20 protein-coding genes, 2 rRNA genes and 1 pseudogene are annotated in these 24,332 nt (G+C 72.9%); 5 read left to right on the forward strand and 18 right to left on the reverse strand.

All coding sequences use genetic code 11. The features are described from left to right. The first annotated feature begins 377 nt into the window (after positions 1–377). Positions 378–623: a hypothetical protein gene (locus ACFVXH_RS24770; protein ID WP_049648983.1), complete on the forward strand. Its 246-nt coding sequence runs from the start codon at positions 378–380 to the stop codon at positions 621–623. Here the strand turns inward: ACFVXH_RS24770 and ACFVXH_RS24775 are convergent. The 6 genes and pseudogenes from ACFVXH_RS24775 to ACFVXH_RS24800 form a co-directional block, all read right to left on the reverse strand. Then, on the reverse strand, positions 560–1,279 hold the full coding sequence (locus ACFVXH_RS24775; RefSeq protein ID WP_074000668.1) for a DUF6099 family protein: 720 nt from the start codon (positions 1,277–1,279) through the stop codon (positions 560–562). The two genes, ACFVXH_RS24770 and ACFVXH_RS24775, sit on opposite strands and share 64 nt — an antisense overlap. Positions 1,280–1,578: 299 nt before the next feature. Further along, a pseudogene (locus tag ACFVXH_RS24780) lies at positions 1,579–1,884 on the reverse strand (nucleotide pyrophosphohydrolase); the annotation flags it as partial. A 32-nt stretch (positions 1,885–1,916) separates the two neighbouring features. After that, positions 1,917–3,338: an AAA family ATPase gene (locus ACFVXH_RS24785; protein WP_387827218.1), complete on the reverse strand. Its 1,422-nt coding sequence runs from the start codon at positions 3,336–3,338 to the stop codon at positions 1,917–1,919. A gap of 145 nt (positions 3,339–3,483) precedes the next feature. Next, positions 3,484–4,320 (reverse strand): putative RNA methyltransferase, encoded by an 837-nt coding sequence (locus tag ACFVXH_RS24790; RefSeq protein ID WP_387827221.1) that lies wholly within the window; start codon positions 4,318–4,320, stop codon positions 3,484–3,486. Between the two features lie 101 nt (positions 4,321–4,421). Continuing rightward, complete coding sequence (locus tag ACFVXH_RS24795) at positions 4,422–5,243, reverse strand: RimK family alpha-L-glutamate ligase (RefSeq protein WP_375877224.1); 822 nt, start codon at positions 5,241–5,243, stop codon at positions 4,422–4,424. Then, positions 5,240–6,145: a RimK family alpha-L-glutamate ligase gene (locus ACFVXH_RS24800; protein WP_387827224.1), complete on the reverse strand. Its 906-nt coding sequence runs from the start codon at positions 6,143–6,145 to the stop codon at positions 5,240–5,242. The genes ACFVXH_RS24795 and ACFVXH_RS24800 overlap by 4 nt, the downstream gene beginning before the upstream one ends. 227 nt (positions 6,146–6,372) lie before the next feature. Between ACFVXH_RS24800 and ACFVXH_RS24805 the strand changes: the two genes are divergently transcribed. Further along, positions 6,373–7,248, forward strand: a complete 876-nt coding sequence (locus ACFVXH_RS24805; RefSeq protein ID WP_074000664.1) for a GNAT family N-acetyltransferase — start codon at positions 6,373–6,375, stop codon at positions 7,246–7,248. 131 nt (positions 7,249–7,379) lie between these two features. Here the strand turns inward: ACFVXH_RS24805 and ACFVXH_RS24810 are convergent, their stop codons facing one another. The 4 genes from ACFVXH_RS24810 to ACFVXH_RS24825 all read right to left on the reverse strand — a co-directional run bounded on the left by ACFVXH_RS24810 (position 7,380) and on the right by ACFVXH_RS24825 (position 12,007). Beyond that, on the reverse strand, positions 7,380–7,808 hold the full coding sequence (locus ACFVXH_RS24810) for a fic family toxin-antitoxin system, toxin component (protein ID WP_074000663.1): 429 nt from the start codon (positions 7,806–7,808) through the stop codon (positions 7,380–7,382). After that, complete coding sequence (locus ACFVXH_RS24815) at positions 7,805–8,041, reverse strand: toxin-antitoxin system HicB family antitoxin (protein WP_049659744.1); 237 nt, start codon at positions 8,039–8,041, stop codon at positions 7,805–7,807. The genes ACFVXH_RS24810 and ACFVXH_RS24815 overlap by 4 nt, the downstream gene beginning before the upstream one ends. Positions 8,042–8,256: 215 nt before the next feature. Next, the gene (locus tag ACFVXH_RS24820) at positions 8,257–10,899 is read right to left on the reverse strand and encodes a collagenase (RefSeq protein ID WP_387827227.1); all 2,643 of its coding nucleotides are present in this window, start codon (positions 10,897–10,899) and stop codon (positions 8,257–8,259) included. Positions 10,900–11,056: 157 nt separating this feature from the next. Continuing rightward, positions 11,057–12,007: a LysR family transcriptional regulator gene (locus tag ACFVXH_RS24825; protein WP_074000661.1), complete on the reverse strand. Its 951-nt coding sequence runs from the start codon at positions 12,005–12,007 to the stop codon at positions 11,057–11,059. 403 nt (positions 12,008–12,410) lie between these two features. On the opposite strand from ACFVXH_RS24825, the gene ACFVXH_RS24830 reads away from it, so the two are divergent. Then, positions 12,411–12,605, forward strand: a complete 195-nt coding sequence (locus ACFVXH_RS24830; protein ID WP_143204452.1) for a hypothetical protein — start codon at positions 12,411–12,413, stop codon at positions 12,603–12,605. Positions 12,606–12,681: 76 nt separating this feature from the next. Here the strand turns inward: ACFVXH_RS24830 and ACFVXH_RS24835 are convergent, their stop codons facing one another. Then, positions 12,682–14,031 (reverse strand): class I SAM-dependent RNA methyltransferase, encoded by a 1,350-nt coding sequence (locus ACFVXH_RS24835; protein ID WP_387827252.1) that lies wholly within the window; start codon positions 14,029–14,031, stop codon positions 12,682–12,684. 434 nt (positions 14,032–14,465) lie between these two features. Next, positions 14,466–16,541, reverse strand: a complete 2,076-nt coding sequence (locus ACFVXH_RS24840) for an APC family permease (RefSeq protein WP_049657522.1) — start codon at positions 16,539–16,541, stop codon at positions 14,466–14,468. A 248-nt stretch (positions 16,542–16,789) separates the two neighbouring features. On the opposite strand from ACFVXH_RS24840, the gene ACFVXH_RS24845 reads away from it, so the two are divergent. Next, entirely contained in the window at positions 16,790–17,458 is a 669-nt protein-coding gene (locus ACFVXH_RS24845) for a TrkA family potassium uptake protein (RefSeq protein WP_049657525.1), read from the forward strand. Then, on the forward strand, positions 17,458–18,129 hold the full coding sequence (locus tag ACFVXH_RS24850; RefSeq protein ID WP_049657526.1) for a TrkA family potassium uptake protein: 672 nt from the start codon (positions 17,458–17,460) through the stop codon (positions 18,127–18,129). The genes ACFVXH_RS24845 and ACFVXH_RS24850 overlap by 1 nt, the downstream gene beginning before the upstream one ends. 83 nt (positions 18,130–18,212) lie before the next feature. On the opposite strand, the gene ACFVXH_RS24855 is transcribed toward ACFVXH_RS24850, so the two are convergent. From ACFVXH_RS24855 to ACFVXH_RS24880, 6 genes are all read right to left on the reverse strand, one after another. Continuing rightward, the gene (locus ACFVXH_RS24855) at positions 18,213–18,938 is read right to left on the reverse strand and encodes a DUF3159 domain-containing protein (protein WP_234348601.1); all 726 of its coding nucleotides are present in this window, start codon (positions 18,936–18,938) and stop codon (positions 18,213–18,215) included. Between the two features lie 2 nt (positions 18,939–18,940). After that, positions 18,941–19,348, reverse strand: a complete 408-nt coding sequence (locus tag ACFVXH_RS24860) for an OB-fold nucleic acid binding domain-containing protein (RefSeq protein WP_049657528.1) — start codon at positions 19,346–19,348, stop codon at positions 18,941–18,943. A gap of 65 nt (positions 19,349–19,413) precedes the next feature. Beyond that, positions 19,414–20,094, reverse strand: a complete 681-nt coding sequence (locus tag ACFVXH_RS24865) for a response regulator (RefSeq protein WP_049657530.1) — start codon at positions 20,092–20,094, stop codon at positions 19,414–19,416. A 152-nt stretch (positions 20,095–20,246) separates the two neighbouring features. Then, positions 20,247–22,838, reverse strand: a complete 2,592-nt coding sequence (locus ACFVXH_RS24870) for an ATP-binding protein (RefSeq protein WP_375877222.1) — start codon at positions 22,836–22,838, stop codon at positions 20,247–20,249. 267 nt (positions 22,839–23,105) lie between these two features. Further along, a 5S ribosomal RNA gene (gene rrf, locus ACFVXH_RS24875) occupies positions 23,106–23,222 on the reverse strand. An 82-nt stretch (positions 23,223–23,304) separates the two neighbouring features. Continuing rightward, positions 23,305–24,332, reverse strand: a 23S ribosomal RNA gene (locus ACFVXH_RS24880); the annotation flags it as partial.

The raw sequence follows: 24,332 nt of genomic DNA on the forward strand, positions 1-24,332 counted from the left end.
CGTCTCCTACTCGTCTCCGAATCATCCCCGGCTCCTTTCCGGGCGCGCTCGACCGCGCCGCGCTCCGCACCGCCGCTCACGCCCCCGCTCCGCGCCGCCCGGTCCACCCGCACCGTCCGCGCCGCTCAGGCTCCCCGGGCCGCGCCGCGCCTAGCCGAGGCGGCGCCGCGACGGCAACCCCGGCTCACCCGGGAGGCTTACCGCACAGCGGAGTTGGACCGCATCGGGTGGTGTCCGGGTGACGGCATCCGGACCGGTTCGTTGGGTGCTACGGCGGGGGTGGGTGCCCCGGTAGCGGGCACTTCCGCCTCCCGCCGTGCGGTCCGAGCCACCGTCGGCCGCCCTACACCGCACCACCGATCCGAAGAGGTCCCGCAATGTCCGAACCATCTGCCACGCCGCAGTTCCCGAGCAGCCCGACGGGCTCGGCCGACGGCACCTCGGCCGGACCCGCCACCCCCAAGAGCCTGCTGGAGCAGATGCAGGAACTGCTCGCCTCCGTCAGCGCGGACCTCGCCGAACTCCAGGGCTCCGTCCCCGGGGGCGCCGACTCCACCGCCTATCCGACCGGCACGGACACCTCCGGTGCGTCCGAGGCCTCGGACGCACCGGGCGCCCGGTAGCCGACCACCCGGTCCTCCTCGGCCGGCCCGCCCGCACCGGGCGGGCCGCCGCCGGAGGGCGGGCTGCCGCTCGCCGCACCGCCACCGTCACCGCCCGGCGGACCGGTCTCGCCCGGAGGGCCGAGCCGGACCACCAGTAACGGCGCCCCGCCACCCGCCCGCTCGCGTTCCCGCTCCGCACCGCCGAGCGCGGCGGGCTCCGCCGCCCCGGCCCGGAGCGCCGCCGCACGCAGCCGTACCGTCAGGTCCTTGCACTCCGAGACCGCGTCCACGCCGTCGATGCACGTCCAGTAGAGGCTCTCGGTGTCCGCCCCGCAGGCCAGCACCACCAGCGTCTCGCCGACCTCCTGGAGCAGCCCGTCCAGCGCCCCCAGGGCCGGTGCCAAGTCCCCCAGGTCGGTGAGCCGCGCGGCCCGGCCGCCGCTCACCAGGGCGGCCCGGACGACGGAGCGGTCCAGGCAGACCGCCGCGTGCGCCCCGGCCTCGGACAGCTGCTGCCCCAGCCCGGTGAGATCCTCGTCCTCCGACTCCGCCAGCCTGGCGCCCACCGCCTCGGTGAGCAGCGCGGCCTGCCGCGCCTCGGCCAGCACGTCCGGTACGTGCCTGGCCTCGGCCAGGGCGTACCGGGCCGTCTTGATCAGTCGCAGCGCCTCCATGGCCACCGCTCCTCCCGCTCGCTGTCGCCGTCGACCCGGGCCGCCGGGAGGGGCGGTCCGCGTGGTGACGGCTGGTCACGGCGAAAGCGTGCGAGGAAGTGCGCGAGCGCGCATCCACGTTGTCAGAAGCTGTGGACAAGTCCGGGGTTGTGGATAACTTTCGTCCCTCACACGGGTTGGTCGTCCACGTCCGGGTTGACGGACGTCGCCCTCTCGGGCGCGCGGGCCACGCTCCCGGCGGCCTCACCCACCCCCTGGTCGGCGTCGGACGCGTCCTGGCCGGCGGCGCCCGCGTCCGTCGGCACCGGGAAGCGGAGCTCGTTCCGCTCGATCTTGGCCGCCAGGGCCTCCAGCGGATCCACCCCGACCGCCGTGCAGAACTGCAGCAGGTACGCCAGCACGTCCGCGACCTCGTCGTGCACCCGGTGCGCGCGCTCCGGGTCGGACATCACCACGGCCGCCTGCTCGGGCGTCAGCCACTGGAAGATCTCCAGCAGCTCCCCCGCCTCCACGCTCAGCGCCGCCGCCAGGTTCTTCGGGGTGTGGAAGGGCTCCCACCGCCGGGCCGACGCGAAGTCCACCAACCGCTGCCGCAGGACATCCACCGTGGGCTCTGCCGGCCCCGTCACTCGTTCGCTCACCCCTCCAGGTCTACCGCATCCCGGCCCGCCGCCCCACCGCCCACCGCGAATCCGGCCACCCCCGCCGACCCCGCCGGCTCCTCCGACCCGCCCCCGCCCGCTTCCGCCCCCAGGCCGACCGCCTCCCCGGCCGCCTCCCCGGCCGTCTCCCCGTCCACCGCACCAGCCGCGCCCCCGGCCGCCTCCCCGCGCCCGCCCTGGACCGGCACCCGCGCCGTCTCCGGCCGCAGCACCGTGTACCCCGAGTCCGGGTCCCGCCGGCACTCGACCAGCACCACCCCGCCCCCGGGCCCGCCACCCAGCACCTCCCGCGCCGCCGCCGGCTCCTGCAGGGCCGCGACCACCCGCAGCTGGCTGCGCTCCGCCATCTCCCGCGCCAGCCGCAGCAGCGTGCCGGTCTGCTCGGCGGAGAGCCCCGCCCCCAGGTCCTCGGCCAGCACGGTGAGCTGCCGGTGCGCCCAGGGCACCTCGGCGGCCACGTCGAGGTCGAGCACCCCGGCCCCGGTCAGCAGCACCGCGGCGAAGGCGAGGTGGCGCAGCATGCCGTCGGAGGCCTGGTCGGCCCCGGTGCGTCCGAGGACGCCCTCGTCGAAGACGGCGAGGACCCGCTTGACGCCCGCGCTCTCGCGCTCGGCCAGGGTGAGCCCGAGCAGCGGGTGCGGCGCGGCGGCCTGCACGGCGCGCAGCAGCTGCCCGTACCGGCGCGGGCACTCGTTGCTCAGCCGGGCGACGACGGCGGAGATGTTGGCGGCGTTGCTGCGCAGCCGGGCCTGCGGGTCGGCCCGGGCCCAGCCGCGCATCAGCGCGGGGACGGGGTGCAGCGGGAAGACCTCGCGCAGCGCGGTGAGCAGGTCCTCGGTGGCGGCGAGGACGAGGCACTCCCCGGCCGAGGAGCCCGCGACCCGCAGCGGCAGCTGTGCGGTGATCATCGTGCCGCTGGGGAACGGTGCCCGGATGTCGCCCTGGCGGGTGTCGTTGTGCCAGCAGACGTTGACCCGCCGGTTGCGGACGTCCTGCTCGCCGGTGTCCATCAGGGTCCGGCCGTCTAGGGTGAGCGACTCCCGGGCGATCCGGACCGGGCCGTCGGTGCGGACCACCACGTCGAGCCGGATCAGGCCGTGCGGCGAGCGGACGGTGCAGCCGAGGTTGATCGCGTGCCGCCCGTGCGGGACGCACCCGTCGAGGCCGCCGCGGACGGGTGCGGCGAGCGGGCCGGTGCGCTCGGGCAGTCCGTCCAGCGAGTCGGCGATCTCCTCGCCGAGGGCGAGCCGGGACAGCACGGCCAACGCGTCGAGGGCGTTGGACTTGCCGACGCCGGCGGGCCCGTGCAGCACGGTGAGGGGCGCGAGCGGCAGCACCGCGCGCCGGTAGGACTTGAACGAGGTGAGTCGGAGCTCCTCGACGGTGGGTCGCGGCACGGGCGGCCGGTCGGGCCCCGGGGCGCCCGGTCGGAGGTGGGACGGCCCTGCGGGCACGGTGGCGTCGCGGTTCACCTGTCGGACGTTAGCCGCAGGCCGACCGGCAGAAACGTGCCTGCGCGGCAGATTCATCCCAACGTGGGGCTCAGCGCCGGTACGCGGCCACCGTCACCGAGGCCGTCACCTCGACCGGCTCCGGCAGTTCCGCGAGCGCGGCGGCGAGCCGTTCCGGGTCGGTGTGCCAGGCGCTCGGCCCCATGCCGACGACGGTGCGCACGCCCTGCGGGCCGAGCCGCAGGGTGAACTCGACCTCGCGCCGCCCGGCGGGCTCCAGGTACGGCCCGAGCTTCTCGTCGATCCTCCGCTGCTTCTCCTCGTCCACCGACAACAGCCCCAGCGCGCCGACGAGTTCACGCAGGTGGCGGGCGGTCGGCGAGACCAGCAGCAGGGTGCCGCCGGGGCGCAGCACCCGGCGGATCTCCGGCCCGTTGCGCGGTGCGAAGACGTTGAGCATCAGCTCGGCCGAGGCGTCCCGCAGCGGCAGCGGGCGCCAGGCGTCGCACACCACGGCACCGATCCGGGGGTGCGCCTTGGCGGCCCGGCGCAGCGCGAACTTGGAGATGTCCAGGGCCGCGCCGACCGTCCCGGGCAGGGCGTCCAGGACGTGCGCCAGGTAGTGGCCGGTGCCGGCGCCGAGGTCGGCGACCAGGCCGTCGGACGCACCGGCGACGGCCGCGGCGGCCTCCGCCAGCGCCTCGGCGATCGGCCGGTAGTGCCCGGCGGCGAGGAAGTCCGCGCGGGCCGCGACCATCTCGGCGGTGTCCCCGGTGCCGGTGTGGGCGTCGCCGGCGAGGAGGCTGACGTAGCCCTGCTTGGCGAGGTCGAAGCTGTGCCCGGCCGGGCAGCGCAGGCTGCGGTCGTGCCGGGTGAGGGCCTGCGCGCAGTGCGGGCAGGCCAGGTAGCGCTCGATGTCCTGGAGCAAGGTTCCGTCTTCTCTCGCCGTACGCCCCGGCCGGTCGGGGCGCCAGCCAGCCTAACGACCCCGGCGGGCCGGACGCCCCAGGCCATCGGCCCGGGTCGGCTCTACCCCGCGTCCCTCCCGAGCCCGAGCCCCGCGAGCGAGCGCCCCCGCCCCCGCTCCGCCCCGACCCGCAGCGCCAGCGCCACGAGCGCCTCCGGCGCGCCGGCCCGGCCCCGGACCCCCGGGAAGGCGTTGACGTCCACGATGACCGGCTCGGCGGGCCCGTCGAGCAGGTCGACCCCGTACACGTCGAGCCCGAACACCTCGCCCACGCGCAGCGCGAGCGCCGCCCGCCCGGCGGACGGCTCCCAGTCCTCGGCCCGCCCCGACTTCCCCGTGCCGGTGGCGAGTTCGGACTGCCGCCGGGCCGCGAACACCTGTCCGTCGACGACCCACAGCTTCTGGTCCCAGCCGGTCCCCGGGACGAACGGCTGGGTGACGACCGGCTCCTCGGGCCAGCGCTCGGCGAGTTCGCGCAGCCGGTCCGGCCCGTCCACCCGGGCGACCAGGTCGTGCCGCCTGCTGTGCCGGCTCTTGACCACGAACGGGTAGGCGGGGTCAGCGAGTTCACCCAGCAGGCCGACCGCGTCGGTGGCCGCGAAGGGCAGCCCGGCGGCGCGGGCGAGCTCGGCCATCCGCACCCGGTCCTGGCACAGCCCGGTGGCCGCCGCCGAGTTGACCACCGGCGCGCCCCGCCGCTCCAACTCCCCTGCCAGCGCCAGTGCCTGCGGCGTACGGGCCTTGAGCAGGTAGACGTCCGCGAGCCCGGTCACGGGCCCCGCGGGCGGGACGGCCGCGACCTCGTGCCCCCGGCGCACCAGCAGTTCGGCGGCGGCCGCCAGCACCGGGTGCCCCGGGTCGCCGGTGATCAGCCCGACCTTCACAGCAACTCCCCCTCACCGAAGCCCCGTTGGCCGTACGGGTCGCCGCCCGCTGGCACCAGTTCGGCGGGCCCGGCGGGCAGCGACACGGCCGTGCCGCTGCGCGCGAGCCGCAGCACCGCCCGGGCGACCCGGGCCACCGCGTCCGGCACCTGCCGGAAGCTCGGGAAGTCGTTGACGTCCACCACCACCGGTCCGTCCGGCCCCAGCAGCACGTCCACCCCGTACAGGTCCAGCCCGAACACCTCGCCGACCTGCGCCACGATCCGCGCGACGCTCCCCGGCAGCGGCACCTGCCGCTCGCGCACGCCCTGCCCGGGGTGCAGCGGGGAGGAACGTTCCGTCGCGAAGAGCTCGCCGTCGACGCAGTACACCTTGAGGTCGGTCCCGGAGTTGGGCACGTACGGCTGCGCGAGCAGCAGCCCCTCCCCCGCCAGCTCCGGACCCACCTCCAGCAGCTGCTCGGGGCTGCGCACCAGCCGCACGGCGCGCCCGGAGCTGCCGTCGGCGGGCTTGACCACCAGCGGGTACTCGGCCGCCGGGATCTCCGCCAGCCGCTCCCAGCGCGCGGCCGCGTACGTCACCGGGACGGGCAGGCCGCGGGTGCGGCCGATGACCGCGGCGAGCGCCTTGTCCCGGACCCCCCGGATCGAGCGCACGTCGTTCACCGTGGTGAGGCCGACGGCGGCGGCCGACTCCAGCAGGGTCAGCCCGGGACCGCCGGACACGGTCTTGAGCACCCAGGCGTCGTGGCTGCCGGCCCGGACCTCCTCGGAGATCGCCAGCAGCGAGTCCCCGGGGCGCAGCACGTCCACCCGGTGCCCCCACGCGGTGAGTTGGCGTGCCACGTCGAGCGGCATGCCGTCGTGCCGGTAGTGTTCCTCCACCAGAAAGCAGAGCCTCATCGGCCTGTCTTCCCCCTTGCCTCGCCTCGTGCAGACGTCCGCCGTCCCCCTCGGCAGAGCTGTAAAGGCTTCAGCATGCACGCCGCGGCCGCACAAGATCGCTGCGGGCGGGTAAGCGTTCGGCAACAATCGGCCCCCGGAACGGCGACGCGCGGGCGGCGCCGAGCCCGGAGGAGCCACGGTCCGCCCCGACAAACCGGTGGCGCCCCTCCCCCGCCCCTGCTTGGATGCACGCCGTGACCCCTGATGATCATGCCCACGACCGCCCCCTGCTCGACGAGATCGAGCGCTACTACGACGCCGTGCCCCGCAGCGCCGCCCGCACCGAGGACTTCGGGCCGCTGACCCTGTTCCTCCGTGACGGGGCCGGCTGGCCCTACTACGCCCGCCCGACCCTCGGCCACACCGGCCCCGCCGCCACCGCCGAGGACGTCCGCCGGGTGCTGGAGCGCCAGCGGGAGGCGGGCGCGCCGGAGGCCTTCGAGTGGGTGGCCGAGCAGAACCCGGAGCTGCGCGCGGCGGTCGAGGCGGCGGGCCTGACGGTGCACGAGCACCCGCTGCTGGTGCTGGGCCCGCAGGACGAAGCGGCCCCGGCGCCCGAGCTGCCGGAGCGGGTGGAGGTCCGGGTGCTGGCGCCGGACGCCCCGGAGCTGGCGGCCGCCGTCGCCGTCCCGCACCTGGCCTTCGCCGAGCCGGGCACCGCCGTCGGCCCGGCCGGCGCGGCCGAACTCGCCGAGCGCGCGGCGACGTTGGCGGCCGACGGCACGGCGGAGCGGATCGCCCGGCGGATCGCCACCGGCACCACCGTGCTGGCCGCGGCCGTCGAGGACGGCACGGTCCTGTGCGCGGGCCAGCACAACCCGGTGGGCCCGGTCACCGAGGTGGCCGGGGTGGGCACGCTCCCGTCCGCGCGCCGTCGCGGGCTGGGCCTGGCGGTCACCGCGGCTCTGGTCGAGCACGCCCGGGCGAACGGGGTGCGGACGGTGTTCCTGTCCGCCGCCGACGAGGACGTCGCCCGGATCTACCGCCGGGCCGGCTTCCGCACCTTCGCGACGGCCCTGATCGCGGAGCCCGCCGCCCAGCAGGAGCCCGCCGCCCAGTAGGAGCCCCCGCCCGGCAGGCGCCTGCCACGCGGCAGGAACCCTCCGCCCGGCAGGAGCCCCCCGCGTAACGGGCCGCCCACCGGCCCCGGCCCGGAAGGCCCCGACAGGAAAAGGACCGGGGACGGCGCCGGTCAGTCGTCGTCCTCGTCCTCGTCGTCCGCCCCGCTGACCTCCTCCCCCTCCGCCTCGTCCACCACCCAGGCCGCGAGCCGCTCGGCGACGCCCGACACCCCGAGCCGCCCCTCGCGGATGGCCCGGGAGAGGCTGCGCACCTCGCGGGCGGTGGTGGCGACGGTGCAGCCGCTGGCGACGAGGTAGGCGTAGGCGACGGCGGTCGCGAAGAGTTCGTTGGTCTTCTCCAGTGCGGGCACCCGGATCAGCTGGTGCATCAGCGCGGCGGCGCGGTCCTGTGGTTCGGGGTAGACCGAGATGTCGAATATCTCGGCCTGGTGGCGGGTGACCGCCGCGAGCAGCGAGCCGTAGTCGGTGACCTGCGGATCACCGGGCGTGTACTGCTCGGCGGTCATGAGCAGCCACGAGAGGTCGACCTCCAGCTTCAACGGCGCACGTCCTGGAGGTCGCCGGGCTCCCCGAACTCGGCGAGGAAGGCCGACTCGTACTCCTTCATGAACTGCGCGGCCGCGTCCACGAAGGCCCGCCCTGACTCGCCCATGTCCTGTTGGACCAGGCGCTCGATGTACTGGTTCATGGAGATCCCCTGCTGCTCCGCCCGTTCCCGGGCCATCTCGGCGGTCGTGGCGTCGACCCGCACGTTCAGCTGCTTCTTACCCATGCCGTTCAAGCTAGCGCTCAAGTGCTAGCTCAACAAGGGCGTGCGCACACCGCCCGCACACCTGCCGCACGCCCCCGCGCAACCCGGCCGTCACCGCGGCGCCGGACGGCAGCCACCGGAACGCCGGACGGGCCGCCGCCGAGGCGCAGGAACGCCGGACGGGCCGGGCCCGCGGCTGGCTGCCACGGACCCGGCCCGCACCGGAAGGGGGCGGATCAGAACTGGGTGCTGACGGTCACCCCGCTGAAGTCGCTCTTCGCGTAGAGGCTCACGTAGCGGTAGCCCGCCGTCGGGTTGGTCACCGTGATGCTCTGGGTGGTGCCCGCGTTGGTGGAGGCGGCGGTGTAGGCGCTCGGCGAGGCCCAGGTGCTGTCGCTGTAGTACAGGTACGCGGTGCCGGTGCCCCCGGAGGTGGTGATCTTCAGGGTGCTGGTGCCGGCCGGCAGGTAGACGTACAGGTAGTCCAGGTTGCCGGCGGTGGCCGACAGGTTGGCGCGCGAGCAGTTCTTGCCGAGCGCGTCGGTGCGCGGGTCGGTGCAGGCAGGCGGGGTGGTCGGGCCACCGCCGCCGCCCGTGGTCACGGCGACGGAGGCCGGGGTGCTGGCGGTCCTGCCGGTGTCGTCGGTGACGGTCAGCGCGACGGTGTAGGTGCCGGCGGCCGCGTAGGTGTGGGTCGGGTTCTGCTGGTCGGAGGAGCTGCCGTCGCCGAAGGTCCAGTGCCAGGCGGTGAGCCGGCCGGCGCCGGTCTGGACGGACTTGTCGGTCAGCGTGACGGTCGCGCCGGAGACCGACTGGCCGAACAGCGCGGTCGGGCCGGCCGCGAGGCAGGCACCGCCGGCGCAGGTGTCGAGCCAGGCGTCGAAGTCGGCGTCGTAGCGGGTGCCGATGCCGTTGTAGACCGCGTAGCCGCCCTGGTAGTCGCCGGTGCGGAAGTGGGCGAGCATGGCGTCGATGTCCGCCGGGTGCTTCTCGAACATGTACCGGACGGCCAGGTAGCCCCACGGGTAGGTGCGCACGGTGTCCGAGTTGCCGTACGTGTTCTGGAAGAGGGTGCTCAGCTTGTAGGTGTGCTTGGCGGCCTCGGCCATCGCCTGGGTGTCGGTGGTGCCGCGGTAGGCGTAGGACTCGTACTCGGCGACGCCCTCGATCCACCAGATGTCCGGGACGGAGATCTCGGTGGAGAAGTTGCCCTTGAGGTCGTAGATGTTGTCCAGGTAGTGGGTGTACTCGTGGTTGAGGTTCCACACGTTGGCGGTGAAGCCGTCGTTCCACGACTTCTGGTACATCACGCACACGGCCCGGTTGTTCGGGTCGGTCGGGTCCATGACGGTCTGTCCACCGTTGTCGGTGGAGTTGTTGAAGATCGCCCAGGAGTAGGTCAGGTAGTCCGCCTGGTTGGCGAAGACCGCGAGGGTGAGCTCCTTGTCGTACTGACCGGGGATCGGACCGTTGTCCTTCACCAGCTTGTGGAAGAAGGTGTCCTCGCCGCGCAGGCTGGCGCAGACCGCGGCCAGGTCGGCGGGCGACAGGACCTCGGTCTGGATGGTGCGGTTGTCGCACACCAGCTGGTTCGGCAGCACCGCGGCGGTCAGCTTCGCCGGCAGGTCGCAGATGCCGTAGTACGAGCACTGGCCGGGGTCGAAGCTGTTGGCCTGGTAGGCGGTGTGGACGTACAGCGGGCCGGTGGCGCCGGTGATCTGCGCGCCGTCGAGGACCGCCTTGACCTTGCCCTTGACCGCGGCCTCGACCACCGGGCCGTCGCCGGCCATCCGGCCGAGGTCGTTGCCCGCGTTGACGTCCAGGTAGGCGTTGGCCGTGCCGAGGAGGTCCTTGTGGTTCAGCGCGAAGTCGCCGAGGGTGGCGCCGATGCTCGGGTCCGCGCCGACCGCGCTGACGAAGTCGGGGTTCCAGTTGCCCCGCCACAGCGGCGCGGAGAGCACCGCGTTGACCGCCTTGAGCATCTTCGGGAAGGCGTTGTACGAGTTGTCGTACGCCGTCAGCACCTGCTTGTAGACGCCCAGGTAGCTGCCCTGGAGGTTGGCGCTGTCGGTGAGCACCAGCACCTCGTTGAGCACGGCGCCGTTGGCGTCGCTGACGTCGGTGCGGTGCGGGGCGGCGAAGAACGCGTCGAGGGCGGCCTTGGAGCCGCTGGTCAGGGCCGCGCCGTACGGGCCCACCGCGTCCGCGTTGTTCGACTGCACGAACCAGCCGGCCCGCTGGAAGAGCACGAGCTGCAGGATGGCGGTCGAGTTGTCGCCGGTGTAGCCGGCCGCCATGGTCCGGAAGGCGTCGGCGACGGTGAGCATCTTCGATTCCTTGAAGATGCTGCCCGCGTCGGTGCCGGTGACGTTGAACAGCGTGTTGACGCAGTCCGTGGTCGAGCCCTCGATGAAGGAGACCAGGTCGGCGCCGCTGCGGCTGCCGAAGTCGGCCGGGGTGCAGCTCTGCGCGGCGGCCGCTCCGGCGGCGCCGCGGGCGGCGAGGGCCGGCTTGGCCGGGGGCGCCTTCGGCTCGGCCGGGCGCGGCGCGGTCTGCACGACGGTGTCGGCCGGCTGGCCCATCACGACCTGGCCGAGCAGCGCCGGGGGCAGCGGCTTGGCGACGGGGGCGAGGTCCTCGGCGGCACGGGCCTGGGCGGCCGGGTCGACGGTGAGGAAGGCGCCGAGCGGCTTCGGCTGGACGGAGCCCGGGTCGGCCGTCGGAGCACCGGCCGCGGGCCGGGCGGGAGCGGCGGAAGCACCGGAGGCGGCCGAGGCGGCGGAGGCGGCTGACGCCGTGGCCGGCAGCAGCGTGGCGGCGGCGCAGCAGCCGGCCACGAGGCCGGCCAGCAGGGTGGGGAGGGGTATCCGTGGGCGCACTGGTGGGGTCCTTCTCCTGTGGGGGAGGCGCTGGGAGGACTGCCGAGACGTTGGGGGAACGCGTCATGATCCTGCCAGCGACGGAAGGTCAGAACAATGTCACAGGTCATATGACATCTTCGGGCCCGGCCATAACACGGACCCCCGCCCACTGCCGCTACGACCGGTAGGTCCGCGCGGCCCACGCCTGGAAGCTCGGCGCGGCCGCGATCAGGTCCCGGTACGCCGCGGCGGCCGCCCCGAACAGCGTCTCCACCACCTCCCCGCCCACCCCGGCCGGCCGCCAGACCAGCAGCTGCCGGACCCAGATCGGCGTCCCCGCCAGCGGCTTGACCACCACGTCCGCGAGCGGCCGGGTGGTGGCCTGGACGACGGAGATGCCGAGCCCGGCGGCGATCATCTCCTGGAGCTCCAGCCGGCCGCCGAGGAACTCGTGGACGGTCGCCGGGGCGAACCCCGCCGCGGCGCAGGCCCCGTGGAAGACGCCGTGCCAGCCGGCCCCGTCGTCGGGGGTCAGGAACCACTCCTCCTCCGCGAGGTCCGCCAGGGCCACCTCGGTGCGGTGCCGCAGCCGGTGGCCGGCCGGCAGCGCGACGAAGACCGGCTCGGTGACGATGCCGCGGTGCGCGACGGACGGCGAGTGGCACAGCTCCCGGCCCGGGTAGTCCACGGCCACCGCGACGTCCGCCTCGCCCCGCTCCAGCAGCTCGACGATGTCCGAGGAGCGGTAGACCGACGTCACGGTGAAGCGCTGCCCGGGCCGCTGGTGCCGGGCCCTGGTGACCAGCCCGGGCAGGATCGGGGCGTTGGTGGCCGCCAGCCGCAGCTCGCGCGGGGCGGGCCCGGCCGAAGCCTCCGCACGGCGGCCCAGGCAGTCGGCACGGGTGAGCAGTTCCCGGGCGGCGGCCAGCACCTCCACCCCGAAGCCGGTCGGCGCGACACCGGCGGCGGTGCGTTCGAACAGCGGGGCGCCCAGGTGGCGTTCGATCCGGCGCAGCTGGGTGCTGGTCGCCGGCTGCGAGGCGCCGAGCAGGGCGGCGGCCCGGCCGACGCTCCCGGTGTCGGCGATGGCGCACACCACGCGCAGGTGCCGCAGCTCCAACTCCATGACGCTCCCCCTCACGCATCGGCCGGCCCCGGCCGACGGCGCGGGGCGGCTGCCGCCAAGGGCGGTGCAACAGCACACATCACATGTCAGCTGCTCACCTTCGCCCCGGCGATTTGCCTCGTCAAGCCCCCTCCCGGGACCCGACGGCTCTCCGCGCACCATCTTTTACCCGCGCATTGCCGACGCCTGACCTTCCGCCCTGCTCCGGTCGCGTCCACACCTGTCCTCCACCCCGCTCCGGACCCCGCCCGCACCTGCCCTCCGCCCCGGTCCGGGCCCCCGCCCACCACCGCCGTGCCGCCACCAGGCGGAGCGGGACTTGAAGACCGCCCCACCGTCCGGGACGCTGAAAACCCCCCTGCGTTCCCCCCGAGCGGGCACCGACCGGTGCGGAGGCCGACCGATGACAGCCATGTTCGATCAGGAGCTGCGCGAGCAGCTCGCCCAGGCCCGCCGGGACCTCGCGGCGGCCCGGGCCGAAGGGGACGCCGACGGCGTCCAGGCGTACGAGGGCCGGGTCGCCTCGCTCCTGCGGCTCGCCGCCCAGCACGGCATCGACCTCCCGCACAGCGTCGACGAGGAGGAGCACAACGAGTAGCCGGCCCCCGGACGCGGCGGAGGCGGCCACCCCGAACGGGTGACCGCCTCCTGCCGTGCCTTCCCGGCGCCCGGGATCACTCCCCGGCCGGCTCCAGGATCGCCACGCACTCGAAGTGGTGCGTCATCGGGAACAGGTCGAAGGCCCGCAGCGACACCGGCCGGTAGCCGCCCTCGCGGAAGAACTTCAGGTCCCGGGCGAGCGCCGCCGGGTCGCAGGCCACGTACGCGATCCGGCGCGCCTCCAGGCCGACCAGGTGGGCGACGGTCTCGCGGCCGGCGCCCGAGCGCGGCGGGTCCAGCACGATCAGGTCGGTGGCGGTGATGCCGGTGCGCGGCAGCAGCGTCTCGACCCGGTCGCACTCGATCTGAACGTTGTCCAGCGCGGCCAGGTTGTGCCGGGCGTCGACCACGGCCTGCTTGGCGGACTCGATGCCGAGCACCGCGCCGTCCTCGCCGACCCGGTCGGCCAGCGCGCCCGCGAACAGGCCGACTCCGCAGTACAGGTCGAGCGCGCTCTCGCCCCACTGCGGGTCCAGCCCGTCCAGCACCGCGTCGACCAGGGTGTCCGGCGCCTCCGGGTGGATCTGCCAGAAGCCGCCGTCGCTGATCCGCCAGGTCCGCCCGGCGGCCCGCTCGCGGACGAAGCCGCGCCCGTGCACCTTGTGCACGTCGCCCTGCTCGTCCACCCGGGCGATCGACACCGGCTTGTCCAGCTCGACCAGCGGCAGCTGGGCACCGTCGCGCGGGGTGAGCACCACCTGGCGGTCGGAGGAGCCGGTCGCGGCGATCACCTCGACGCTCGCCACGCCCGGCCAGTCCCTGGTCTCGACGCCCAGCTCGGTGACGCCCTCGGCGGCGATCAGGCAGCGGTCCACCGGCTGCACCTCGTGCGAGCGGTACTTGCGCAGGCCGACCTTCCCGGTCCCGGCGTCCACCGTGTACTGCACCCGGGTGCGCCAGGCCGGCACCTGCCCGGCCGGCAGCTTGCCGCCGACCGGCTCGACGCTGCCGTCCCAGCCGGCCTCGGCCGGGGTGAGCCCGGCCAGCTTGGCCAGCTGCTCGGTCAGCACCGCCGCCTTGAGCTTGCGCTGCCCGCCGGGGGTGACGTGCTGCCAGTCGCAGCCGCCGCACTTGCCCGGACCGGCGAACGGGCACGGCGCCTCGATCCGGTCCTTGGAGGGCTCCAGCACCTCCACCGCGTCGGCCCGCAGGAACCGCGAGGTGGTGGTCCCGTCGGTCACCAGCGCGACGACCCTCTCACCGGGCAGCGCGTGCCGCACGAACAGCACCCGGCCCTCGTGCCGGGCCACGCAGTGCCCGCCGCCGTGCGCGACCGGGCCGACCTCGACCTCGTAGCGCTGCCCGACCAGCGGCTCCCCGGACGGCGCCTCGGGCCGCGAGGGCCGCGCGGCGGCGGTGCGCAGCGCCTTGGGCGGCCGCACCGCCTGCTTGCGCGGCGCCTTCCGCTCGGCCCCGGCGGCGCCCTTCGGCGCACCCTGACCGGCGCCCTGGCCGGCGTCCTTGCCCGCACCCTTGGGCGCGTCCTTGCCGGATCCCTTGGCGGAGCCCTTGCCCGCGGCACCCTTCGCCGCGGAGCCCTTGGCCGCAGCGCCCTTGCCTGCGGCACCCTTCGCCGCGGAGCCCTTCCCGGCCACCGGCTCGGCGGGCCCCCGGTCCTCCCGCTCGCCCGGGACGAACGGCGCGGTGCTCGCGGTGAGGCCGTCGCGGTCGGTGGCCTCCGGACGGGACGGCCGGCCCCAACGCGGCCGGGAGACCTGACCGGGCTTGGAGCCGCCCCGGCGGGCGCCCTTGCCGGAGGCGCCGGAGGAGCCCGAGGAACGGGGCGGAGTGTTGCGGGTCACTGGGAGGAGTCCTTGCTGCGGTCGGGGCTGTCACCGGCGTTCGTACCGGTGGAGACGGAATCCTTCGACTTTACGGCCTTCGGCGCCCGAGGCTCGCCACGCCGGACGGCGCCCGGCGCCGACCAGGCCTTCTGCGGCTTGCGCCGCTCGGAGGACTCCAGCTGCCACGGTACCGAGGTGACCATCACACCCGGCTTGAACAGCAGCCGCCCCTTGAGCCGCAGCGCGCTCTGGTTGTGCAGCAGGTGCTCGTACCAGTGGCCGACCACGTACTCCGGGATGTAGACCGAGACCACGTCCCGCGGGCTGCTGCGCCGCAGGTTCTTCACGTAGTCCAGGACCGGCCCGGTGATCTCGCGGTACGGCGAGTCCAGCACCTTGAGCGGCACCTCGATGCCGCGCTCGTCCCACTCCCGCCGCAGCGCCGCCGTGTCCGCCGGGTCGACGTTGACCGTGACCGCCTCCAGCGTGTGGGCCCGGGCCAGCCGGGCGTACGCCAGGGCGCGCAGCGCCGGCTTGTGCAGCTTGGAGACCAGCACGATGGCGTGCACCCGGGTGGGCAGCACCACGTCGTCCGGCTCCTCGGCGGCGATGAGCTCGTCGGAGACCCGGTCGTAGTGGCGCCGGATGCCCTTCATCATCACGAACAGCACGGCCATCGCGGCGATCGCGATCCAGGCGTGGCCGATCTTGGTGACCAGTACGACGATCAGCACGGCCATGGTCATCACCAGGCCGAAGGCGTTGATCGCCCGGCTGCGCTGCATGTGGCGGCGCTTGGCCGGGTCGGTCTCGGTGCGCAGCAGCCGGGTCCAGTGCCGGATCATGCCGGACTGGCTCATGTTGAAGGCGACGAAGACGCCGACGATGTAGAGCTGGATCAGCCGGGTCGGGTCGGCGTCGAAGGCGAGGATCAGCAGGATCGCGGCGATCGCCAGCAGGATGATGCCGTTGGAGAAGGCCAGCCGGTCGCCGCGGGTGTGCAGCTGGCGCGGCAGGTAGCGGTCCTGGGCGAGGATCGAGCCGAGCACCGGGAAGCCGTTGAAGGCGGTGTTGGCGGCGAGTACCAGGATCAGGCCGGTGACGCCGGCGACGAAGTAGAAGCCGGGCGTGAAGTTGTTGAACACGGCCTCGCTGATCTGCGCCAGCGCGGTCTTCTGGTGGTAGCCGGGCGAGGAGCCGACGAGCTGCTCGGCCGGGTTCTCGGCCATCTGGACACCGGTCAGCCGGGCCAGCCAGATGATGCCCATGAACATCACGACGGCGATGCTCGCCATCATCAGCAGCGTGGTGGCGGCGTTCTTGCTCTTCGGCTTGCGGAAGGCCGGCACGCCGTTGGAGATCGCCTCCACACCGGTCAGCGCGGCACAGCCGGAGGAGAAGGACTTCAGCAGCAGGAACACCATCGCGAAGCCGGTCAGCGAGTCGTTGCCGGGGGTGGCGGCGAGGTGGAACCCGGAGCTCTCCGCGGGCATGTCCTGGCCGAGCGCGAAGTGCCGGAAGACGCCGTAGCCGACCATCCCGATCACGCCGACCATGAAGGCGTAGGTGGGAACGGCGAAGGCGCTTCCGGACTCGCGCACACCGCGCAGGTTCATGCCCATCAGCAGGACGACCACGACCACCGACAGGACCGCCTCGTGACCGCGCAGCGAGGGCACCGCGGACACGACGTTGGCGACGCCCGAGGTGGTCGACACGGCCACGGTGAGCACGTAGTCGACCATCAGCGCGCTGGCGACCACCAGACCGGCGGCCGGCCCGTGGTTGACGGTCGCGACCTCGTAGTCGCCGCCGCCGCTGGGGTAGGCGTGGACGTTCTGCCGGTACGAGGCGACCACGGCGAGCATCACGATCGCCACGACGACGCCGATCTGCCAGGAGAAGTGGATCGCCGAGGCGCCCGCGATGGAGAGGGTGAGCAGGATCTCCTCGGGGGCGTACGCGACCGAGGAGAGCGCGTCCGAGGCGAACACGGGCAGCGCGAGCCGCTTGGGCAGAAGCGTCTCGCCGAGCTTGTCGCTGCGTAGGGCGCGCCCGATCAGGATGCGTTTCGGAAGGTCAGTCGGCATAGGCACGTTAAGGAATCGTAGGGGCTCCCCGGTCAAGGCTCCGCCGTTTGTCCCCCCCTTCGTCGCGACTGCGTTCGGTGGACCGGCTAGCGTGTCGGATACGAGTCGGCGGGCAACACTCTGGTTGTCGAGCGTTGCCGGGTCGGCGCCCCCACGAGGAACCTCGTCCCGGACGACCGGGCGGGAAACGGAGCTGAACGGTGTTTGCGCAGGTCAAGACCCCTTCGGGACGGGTGAGGTAAGCGCCGGTGCACATCGTCATCATGGGCTGCGGCCGCGTGGGCTCCGCCCTCGCCAGAGCCCTGGAGAAACAGGGCCACTCGGTGGCCGTGGTCGACCAGGACCCGACCGCGTTCCGTCGGCTGGGCGCCGGCTTCAACGGGCGCCGGGTGACCGGCGTCGGCTTCGACCAGGACACCCTGCGCGAGGCGGGCATCGAGGAGGCCGGCGCCTTCGCCGCGGTCTCCAGCGGTGACAACTCCAACATCATCGCCGCGCGGGTGGCCCGGGAGAACTTCGGCGTCGAGAACGTCGCCGCCCGGATCTACGACCCCCGCCGCGCCGAGGTGTACCAGCGCCTGGGCATCCCCACCGTGGCGACGGTCCGCTGGACCGCCGACCAGATGCTGCGCCGGCTGCTGCCGAGCGGCGCCGAGCCGCTGTGGCAGGACCCGAGCGGTGGCGTCCAGCTCGCCGAGGTCGCGTACGACCCGCGCTGGATCGGCCACCGGATCGGCGAGCTGGAGGAGGCCTCCGGCACCCGGGTGGCGTTCGTCACCCGGCTCGGCGAGGGGGTGCTCCCCTCGCCGCAGATGGTGGTGCAGGAGGGCGACCTGGTGCACGTGATGCTGCGCCGGGCCGACCTGACGGCCGTCGAGGCCGCGTTCGCGCAGGGGCCGAAGGAGGAGGGTCACTGATGCGGGTCGCCATTGCCGGGGCCGGAGCCGTGGGCCGCTCGATCGCGGGCGAGCTGCTGGAGAACGGCCACGAGGTCCTGCTGATAGACAAGAACCCGAACTCCATCTCGGTGGAGCGGGTCCCGATGGCGGAGTGGCTGCTGGCCGACGCCTGCGAGATCACCTCGCTGGACGAGGCCGCGCTCCAGCGCTGCCACGTGGTGATCGCCGCGACCGGTGACGACAAGGTCAACCTGGTCGTCTCGCTGCTCGCCAAGACCGAGTACGCGGTGCCGCGGGTGGTCGCCCGGGTGAACAACCCCAAGAACGAGTGGCTCTTCAACGAGTCCTGGGGCGTGGACGTCGCCGTCTCCACCCCGCGGCTGATGTCCGCGCTGGTCGAGGAGGCGGTCAGCGTCGGCGACCTGGTCCGCCTGATGCGCTTCAGCCAGGGCAACGCCAACCTGGTCGAGCTGACCCTGGCCTCCGACACCGAGCTGGTCGGCACCCGGGTCGGCGACGTGGCCTGGCCGCAGGACACCGCGCTGGTGACCATCATCCGCGAGGGCAGGGTGCTGGTGCCGGGCAAGGACGACACCCTGGAGGGCGGCGACGAACTGCTCTTCGTCGCCGCGCAGGAGCGCGAGGAGGAGCTGGAAGAGCTCCTCTCGGCCATCTCGGGCGCCCAGTAGCCCCGGAGCGCGCGACACGGAGAAGGGCCCGCACCCCTCGGGGTACGGGCCCTTCTCCGTCGTTCGGGACGGGCGGGAGGCGGCTACTTCGCCGGCTCCTCCTCCTCGTCCAGCTGCGCCTTGATCGGCGGCGGCGCCTTCAGCAGGATCTGCCAGGTCACATACATCGCCAGCAGCAGCGGCGGGATGCCGAGGGCGACCTTCAGCCAGCCCAGCAGGTTGACGTTGTGGGTGAAGTACAGCGGGAAGAGGATCACCGGCTTGGCGCCCATGATCAGCACCCAGGCCCAGGTCGCCTTGGTGTAGGCGGCCAGCCGGCCCGGGTTCTCCTTGCGCCAGGTGAACATCTCGCCGGTGATCGGGCCGAGCATCACCCCGATCATCGGCCAGCGCGCCAGGGCGGAGGTCGCCAGGGCGACGCAGTAGCCGACGTTCCAGAGCAGGCCGGGCAGGTAGAAGTCCTCGGCCTTGCCGCTCTTCATCGAGATCCAGGCGCCGAGCGCGACCCCGAACACCCCGCTGAAGGCGTGCTGGATGGTCTGCCGCTTCGCCAGCCGGGCCACCACGAACAGGGCGCTCAGGCCCAGCGCGGCCCAGGCCGAGGTGCTGACCTGGTGGGTCAGGTTGTAGGTGACGATGAAGACCAGGCCGGGCAGCGTCATATCGATCATGCCGCGAACGCCGCCGAAGGCCTGGAGCACGGTGTCGGCCGCCTCCTTGGAGGCGGCCCTGCGGGCGGCCTCCGCGTCCGCGGGGTCGACCGCCAGGTCGAGCTGGGCGGCGGCCTCGCCGCCGGGCTGGTTGCTCACGCTCATTCGCTCCCGTGTCCGACCGGACGCAGCTCATAGCGGGGGTTGAACAGCACGCGGCGCCCGCGTGCGTGACTGATCCGGCCGCTGGCGACCAGCCGGCGGCCGGGCTCTATCCCGGCGATCGAGCGGCGGCCGAGCCAGACCACGTCCAGCGCCTCGGTACCGTCGAAGAGTTCGGCCTCCAGGGCGGGCACCCCCGCCCTCGGGCGGAGCGTCACCGTGCGCAGCGTGCCCGCGACGGTGACCAGCTCGCGGTCCCCGCAGCCGGCGATCGGCGTGCAGCCGGACTCCGCGGCGATCTCCTGACGCAGCTCCTCGGCGTCCAGTTCCTCGGCCGAGGAGGTCAGCCGGCTGAGCATGCGGCGGAACCGCCCCTGCGGCGGGCCGCTGCTGTTGTCACCACTCATGTCGGAAGGGTACCGGGTTCCGGCCCCCCGGCGGCAGGCCGCGCGACCGCCGGGGGCGGTCGCGGTCAGCTCTCGAAGCGGTACCCCATGCCCGGTTCGGTAATGAAGTGGCGCGGGTGCGAGGGGTCGCGCTCCAGCTTGCGGCGGAGCTGGGCCAGGTAGACCCGCAGGTAGTTGGTCTCGGTGCGATAGGCCGGGCCCCAGACCTCCTGGAGCAGCTGGGTCTGGCTGACCAGCCGCCCGGCGTTGCGGACCAGTACCTCCAGCAGGTGCCACTCGGTCGGCGTGAGGCGTACGTCGGCGCCGTCCCGGTTGACCTTCTTGGCCGCGAGGTCGACGGTGAAGGACTCGGTGACGACCAGCGAGTCTGCCTCCCCGGCCACCGGCTCGGCCCGCCGCACGGCGGCCCGCATCCGGGCGAGCAGCTCGTCCATGCCGAACGGCTTGGTGACGTAGTCGTCGGCGCCCGCGTCCAGCGCCTCGACCTTCTCGTCCGAGGCGTGCCGGGCCGACAGCACGATGATCGGCACCCGGGTCCAGCCGCGCAGGCCGCGGATCACCTCGACCCCGTCCATGTCGGGCAGGCCCAGGTCGAGGACGACCACGTCCGGATGGCGGGCCGCGGCCAGCTCCAGGGCGCTCGCGCCGTCATGGGCCGCGTCCACCTCGTACTTGCGGGCCTTGAGGTTGATCACCAGCGCGCGGACGATCTGCGGTTCGTCGTCCACGACGAGGACCCGGGTCATTTACGGGCTCCGCCTTTCAGGGCTGTCTGACTTACGGACTGGGGACTGCTCTACGACGTTCGGTGCGACGTGCGACGTGCTGTGCGGCGTACGGCCCGGGAGGCGCGCCGGCCCCCGGAGGAGCGACGGCCCGGCCGGTGCGCCGCCGGTTCTCAGGTGATCAGGTCCGGGAGCGGGCCGCCACCCTCGCCGCCCCGCTCCCCCGGTTCGGGCGGCCGTTCGACCACGGGCAGGCTGACGACCATGGTGAGTCCGCCGCCCGGGGTGTCCTCGGCGGTGACGGTACCGTCCATCGCCTCGACGAAGCCGCGCGCCACCGCGAGTCCGAGGCCCACCCCGGCGCCGCGCGGCGCGTCCCCGTAGCGCTGGAACGGAGCGAAGATCCGCTCCTTGGCGTCCTCGGGCACCCCCGGGCCGCGGTCCACGATCCGCAGCTCGACCCGGGCCGGCCGCCCCGGCTGCCGCAGCTCGTCGGCCTTGACCAGCACCCTGACCCCGTCCGGGCTGTACTTGACGGCGTTCTCCACCAGGTTGGCCAGCGAGCGCTCCAGCAGCCCGCCGTCGGCCCGGACCATCGGCAGCGTCTCCGGGACCTCCAGCCGGACGGACTCCAGCGGCACCCCGCCGAGCGCGAACGGCACCACCTCGTCCAGGTCGGTCTCCTGGATCAGCGGGGTGACGGTCCCGGTCTGCAGGCGGCTCATGTCGAGCAGGTTGTTGATCAGGTGGTCCAGCCGGTCGGCCCCGGCCTCGATGCCGGCCAGCAGCTCGGCCTCGTCCTCCGGGGCCCAGTCGACGTCGGCCGAGCGCAGCGAGCTCACCGAGGCCTTGATGCCCGCCAACGGGGTGCGCAGGTCGTGCGAGACGGCGGCCAGCAGAGCCGTCCGGATCCGGTTGCCCTCGGCCTCCCGGCGGGCCTCGGCGGCCTCCCGGGCCAGCCGGCGGCGCTCCAGCACCACGGCGGCCTGGGCGGCGAACGCGCCGAGCAGGCGCCGGTCCGCCCCGGGCAGCACCCGGCCGCGCAGCACCAGCGCCAGGCTGTCGCCGACCGGGACGTCCACGTCGGCCTCCTCCGGCCGCTCCGGCGGGCGCGGGCCGGCGGTCGCCACCGGCGCCCAGGCGGAGAGCGGGTCCGGCCGTTCCAGCAGCGCGGCGCTCTCCTGCCCGAAGGTCTCCCGGACCTGCTCCATCAGCGCGGTCAGCACCCCGTCGCCGTTGGGCGCGCCGCGCAGCACTGTGCCGGCCAGCGCACTGAGCGTCTGCGCCTCGGTCTGGCTGCGGGCGGCCTGCTGGGTGCGCCGGGCCGCGAGGTCCACCACCGACGCCACCGATATGCCGACGATGGTGAATATCGCCACCGCCATGATGTTCTGCGGCTCGTTGATGGTGAAGGTGTGCAGCGGCGGGGTGAAGTAGTAGTTCAGGACCGAGGAGGCGACCAGCGCCGAGCCGATCGCCGGCAGCAGCCCGCCCACCAGCGCCGCGCACACCGTCAGCGACAGGAACAGCAGCATGTCGGTGGAGAGCCCCAGCCCGCCGATCGCGGTCAGCACGATCGCCAGCAGCGGCGGCCCGACCAGTCCGATCAGCCAGCCGCCGACCGTCCGGGTACGGCCCAGGTCGGTGATCCGGCGGACCGGTATCTTGCCGCGCCGCCCGTGCCCGGCGTGCTCGTGGGTGACCATGTGGACGTCGATGTCCCCGGCCTCCCGGGTCACGACGGTGCCGACGCCCGGCCCGTACAGGTACTGCCAGCCGGGCCGCCGGCTGGTGCCCAGCACGATCTGGGTGGCGTTCACGCCCCGGGCGAAGTCCAGCAGCCCGCCGGCCGGGTCGTCGCCGAGGACGGCGTGGAAGGAGCCGCCGAGGCTCTCCACCAGCGCGCGCTGCTCGATCAGCGTCTGCGGCGAGCCGGAGCCCACCAGCCCGTCCGAGCGGGAGATGTGCACGGCGAGCAGCTCGCCGCCGGAGACCCTGGCGGCGATCCGTGCCGCCCGGCGGATCAGCGTCGCCCCCTCGGGCCCGCCGGTCAGGCCCACCACGATCCGCTCCCTGGCCTGCCAGGTGCCCTCGATGCCCTGCTCGGCCCGGTACTTCTGGAGGTACTCGTCCACCCGGTCCGCGGTCCACAGCAGCGCCAGCTCGCGCAGCGCGGTCAGGTTGCCCGGGCGGAAGTAGTTGGCGAGGGCGGCGTCGATCTTCTCCGGCGCGTACACGTTGCCGTGCGCCAGCCGGCGCCGCAGCGCCTGCGGGGACATGTCCACCAGCTCGATCTGGTCCGCCCGCCGGACCACCTCGTCCGGGACGGCCTCGCGCTGGCGCACCCCGGTGATGCCCTCGACGGCGTCGCCCAGCGACTCCAGGTGCTGCACGTTGACGGTGGAGATCACGTCGATCCCGGCCGCCAACAGCTCCTCGACGTCCTGCCAGCGCTTCTCGTTGCGGCAGCCGGGGACGTTGGTGTGGGCCAGCTCGTCCACCAGGGCCACCTGCGGGCGGCGCGCCAGGACGGCGTCCAGGTCCATCTCGGAGAACCGGGCACCGCGGTGCACCACCTGCTGCCGCAGCACGACCTCCAGCCCCGCGACCATGTCCGCGGTCCGCCGGCGGCCGTGGTCCTCCACGAACGCGACCACCACGTCCGTGCCCCGCTCCTGCCGCCGGTGCGCCTCGGCGAGCATGGCGTACGTCTTGCCGACCCCGGGGGCCGCCCCGAGGTAGATGCGCAGCCTGCCTCGTCCCATGAGCACCATTCTTGATCCGACCCGGCCCGGAGAACACCCCCGGACACCTGTTCCCCCTGCCTTCGAGACTACGGCGTGCGACGCGATTTTCCGCTGATCAGTGCGCTGATCAGGCGGTTTTAGCGGCATATTGACGGTGGACCAGCCACTCGGCGGGGGTCGTTCGGGAGGGATCCGGAGGGGTCGGGGTGCGGTGGCGTCCGACATCGGCCCGGAAATGCGAAGAACCCCCATCCGGGACCCGGATGGGGGTTCTTCTGAAGAATTGTTCGGCGGCGTCCTACTCTCCCACAGGGTCCCCCCTGCAGTACCATCGGCGCTGTAAGGCTTAGCTTCCGGGTTCGGAATGTAACCGGGCGTTTCCCTCACGCTATGACCACCGAAACACTATGAAACTGTCAACCGCACACCCGACAAGATTCGGGCGGGTCGTTGTTTCAGAACAACACAGTGGACGCGAGCAACTGAGGACAAGCCCTCGGCCTATTAGTACCGGTCAACTCCACCCCTCACAGGGCTTCCATATCCGGCCTATCAACCCAGTCGTCTACTGGGAGCCTTACCCTCTCAAGGAGGTGGGAGTGCTCATCTCGAAGCAGGCTTCCCGCTTAGATGCTTTCAGCGGTTATCCCTCCCGAACGTAGCCAACCAGCCATGCCCTTGGCAGGACAACTGGCACACCAGAGGTTCGTCCGTCCCGGTCCTCTCGTACTAGGGACAGCCCTTCTCAACACTCCTACGCGCACAGCGGATAGGGACCGAACTGTCTCACGACGTTCTAAACCCAGCTCGCGTACCGCTTTAATGGGCGAACAGCCCAACCCTTGGGACCTACTCCAGCCCCAGGATGCGACGAGCCGACATCGAGGTGCCAAACCATCCCGTCGATATGGACTCTTGGGGAAGATCAGCCTGTTATCCCCGGGGTACCTTTTATCCGTTGAGCGACGGCGCTTCCACAAGCCACCGCCGGATCACTAGTCCCTACTTTCGTACCTGCTCGACCCGTCAGTCTCACAGTCAAGCTCCCTTGTGCACTTACACTCAACACCTGATTGCCAACCAGGCTGAGGGAACCTTTGGGCGCCTCCGTTACCCTTTAGGAGGCAACCGCCCCAGTTAAACTACCCACCAGACACTGTCCCTGATCCGGATCACGGACCCAGGTTAGACATCCAGCACGACCAGAGTGGTATTTCAACGACGACTCCACAACAACTGGCGTTGCTGCTTCAAAGTCTCCCACCTATCCTACACAAGCCGAACCGAACACCAATATCAAGCTATAGTAAAGGTCCCGGGGTCTTTCCGTCCTGCTGCGCGAAACGAGCATCTTTACTCGTAATGCAATTTCACCGGGCCTATGGTTGAGACAGTCGAGAAGTCGTTACGCCATTCGTGCAGGTCGGAACTTACCCGACAAGGAATTTCGCTACCTTAGGATGGTTATAGTTACCACCGCCGTTTACTGGCGCTTAAGTTCTCAGCTTCGCC

The sequence above is a fragment of the Kitasatospora sp. NPDC058184 genome, from assembly GCF_042883725.1.
Taxonomy (GTDB): domain Bacteria; phylum Actinomycetota; class Actinomycetes; order Streptomycetales; family Streptomycetaceae; genus Kitasatospora.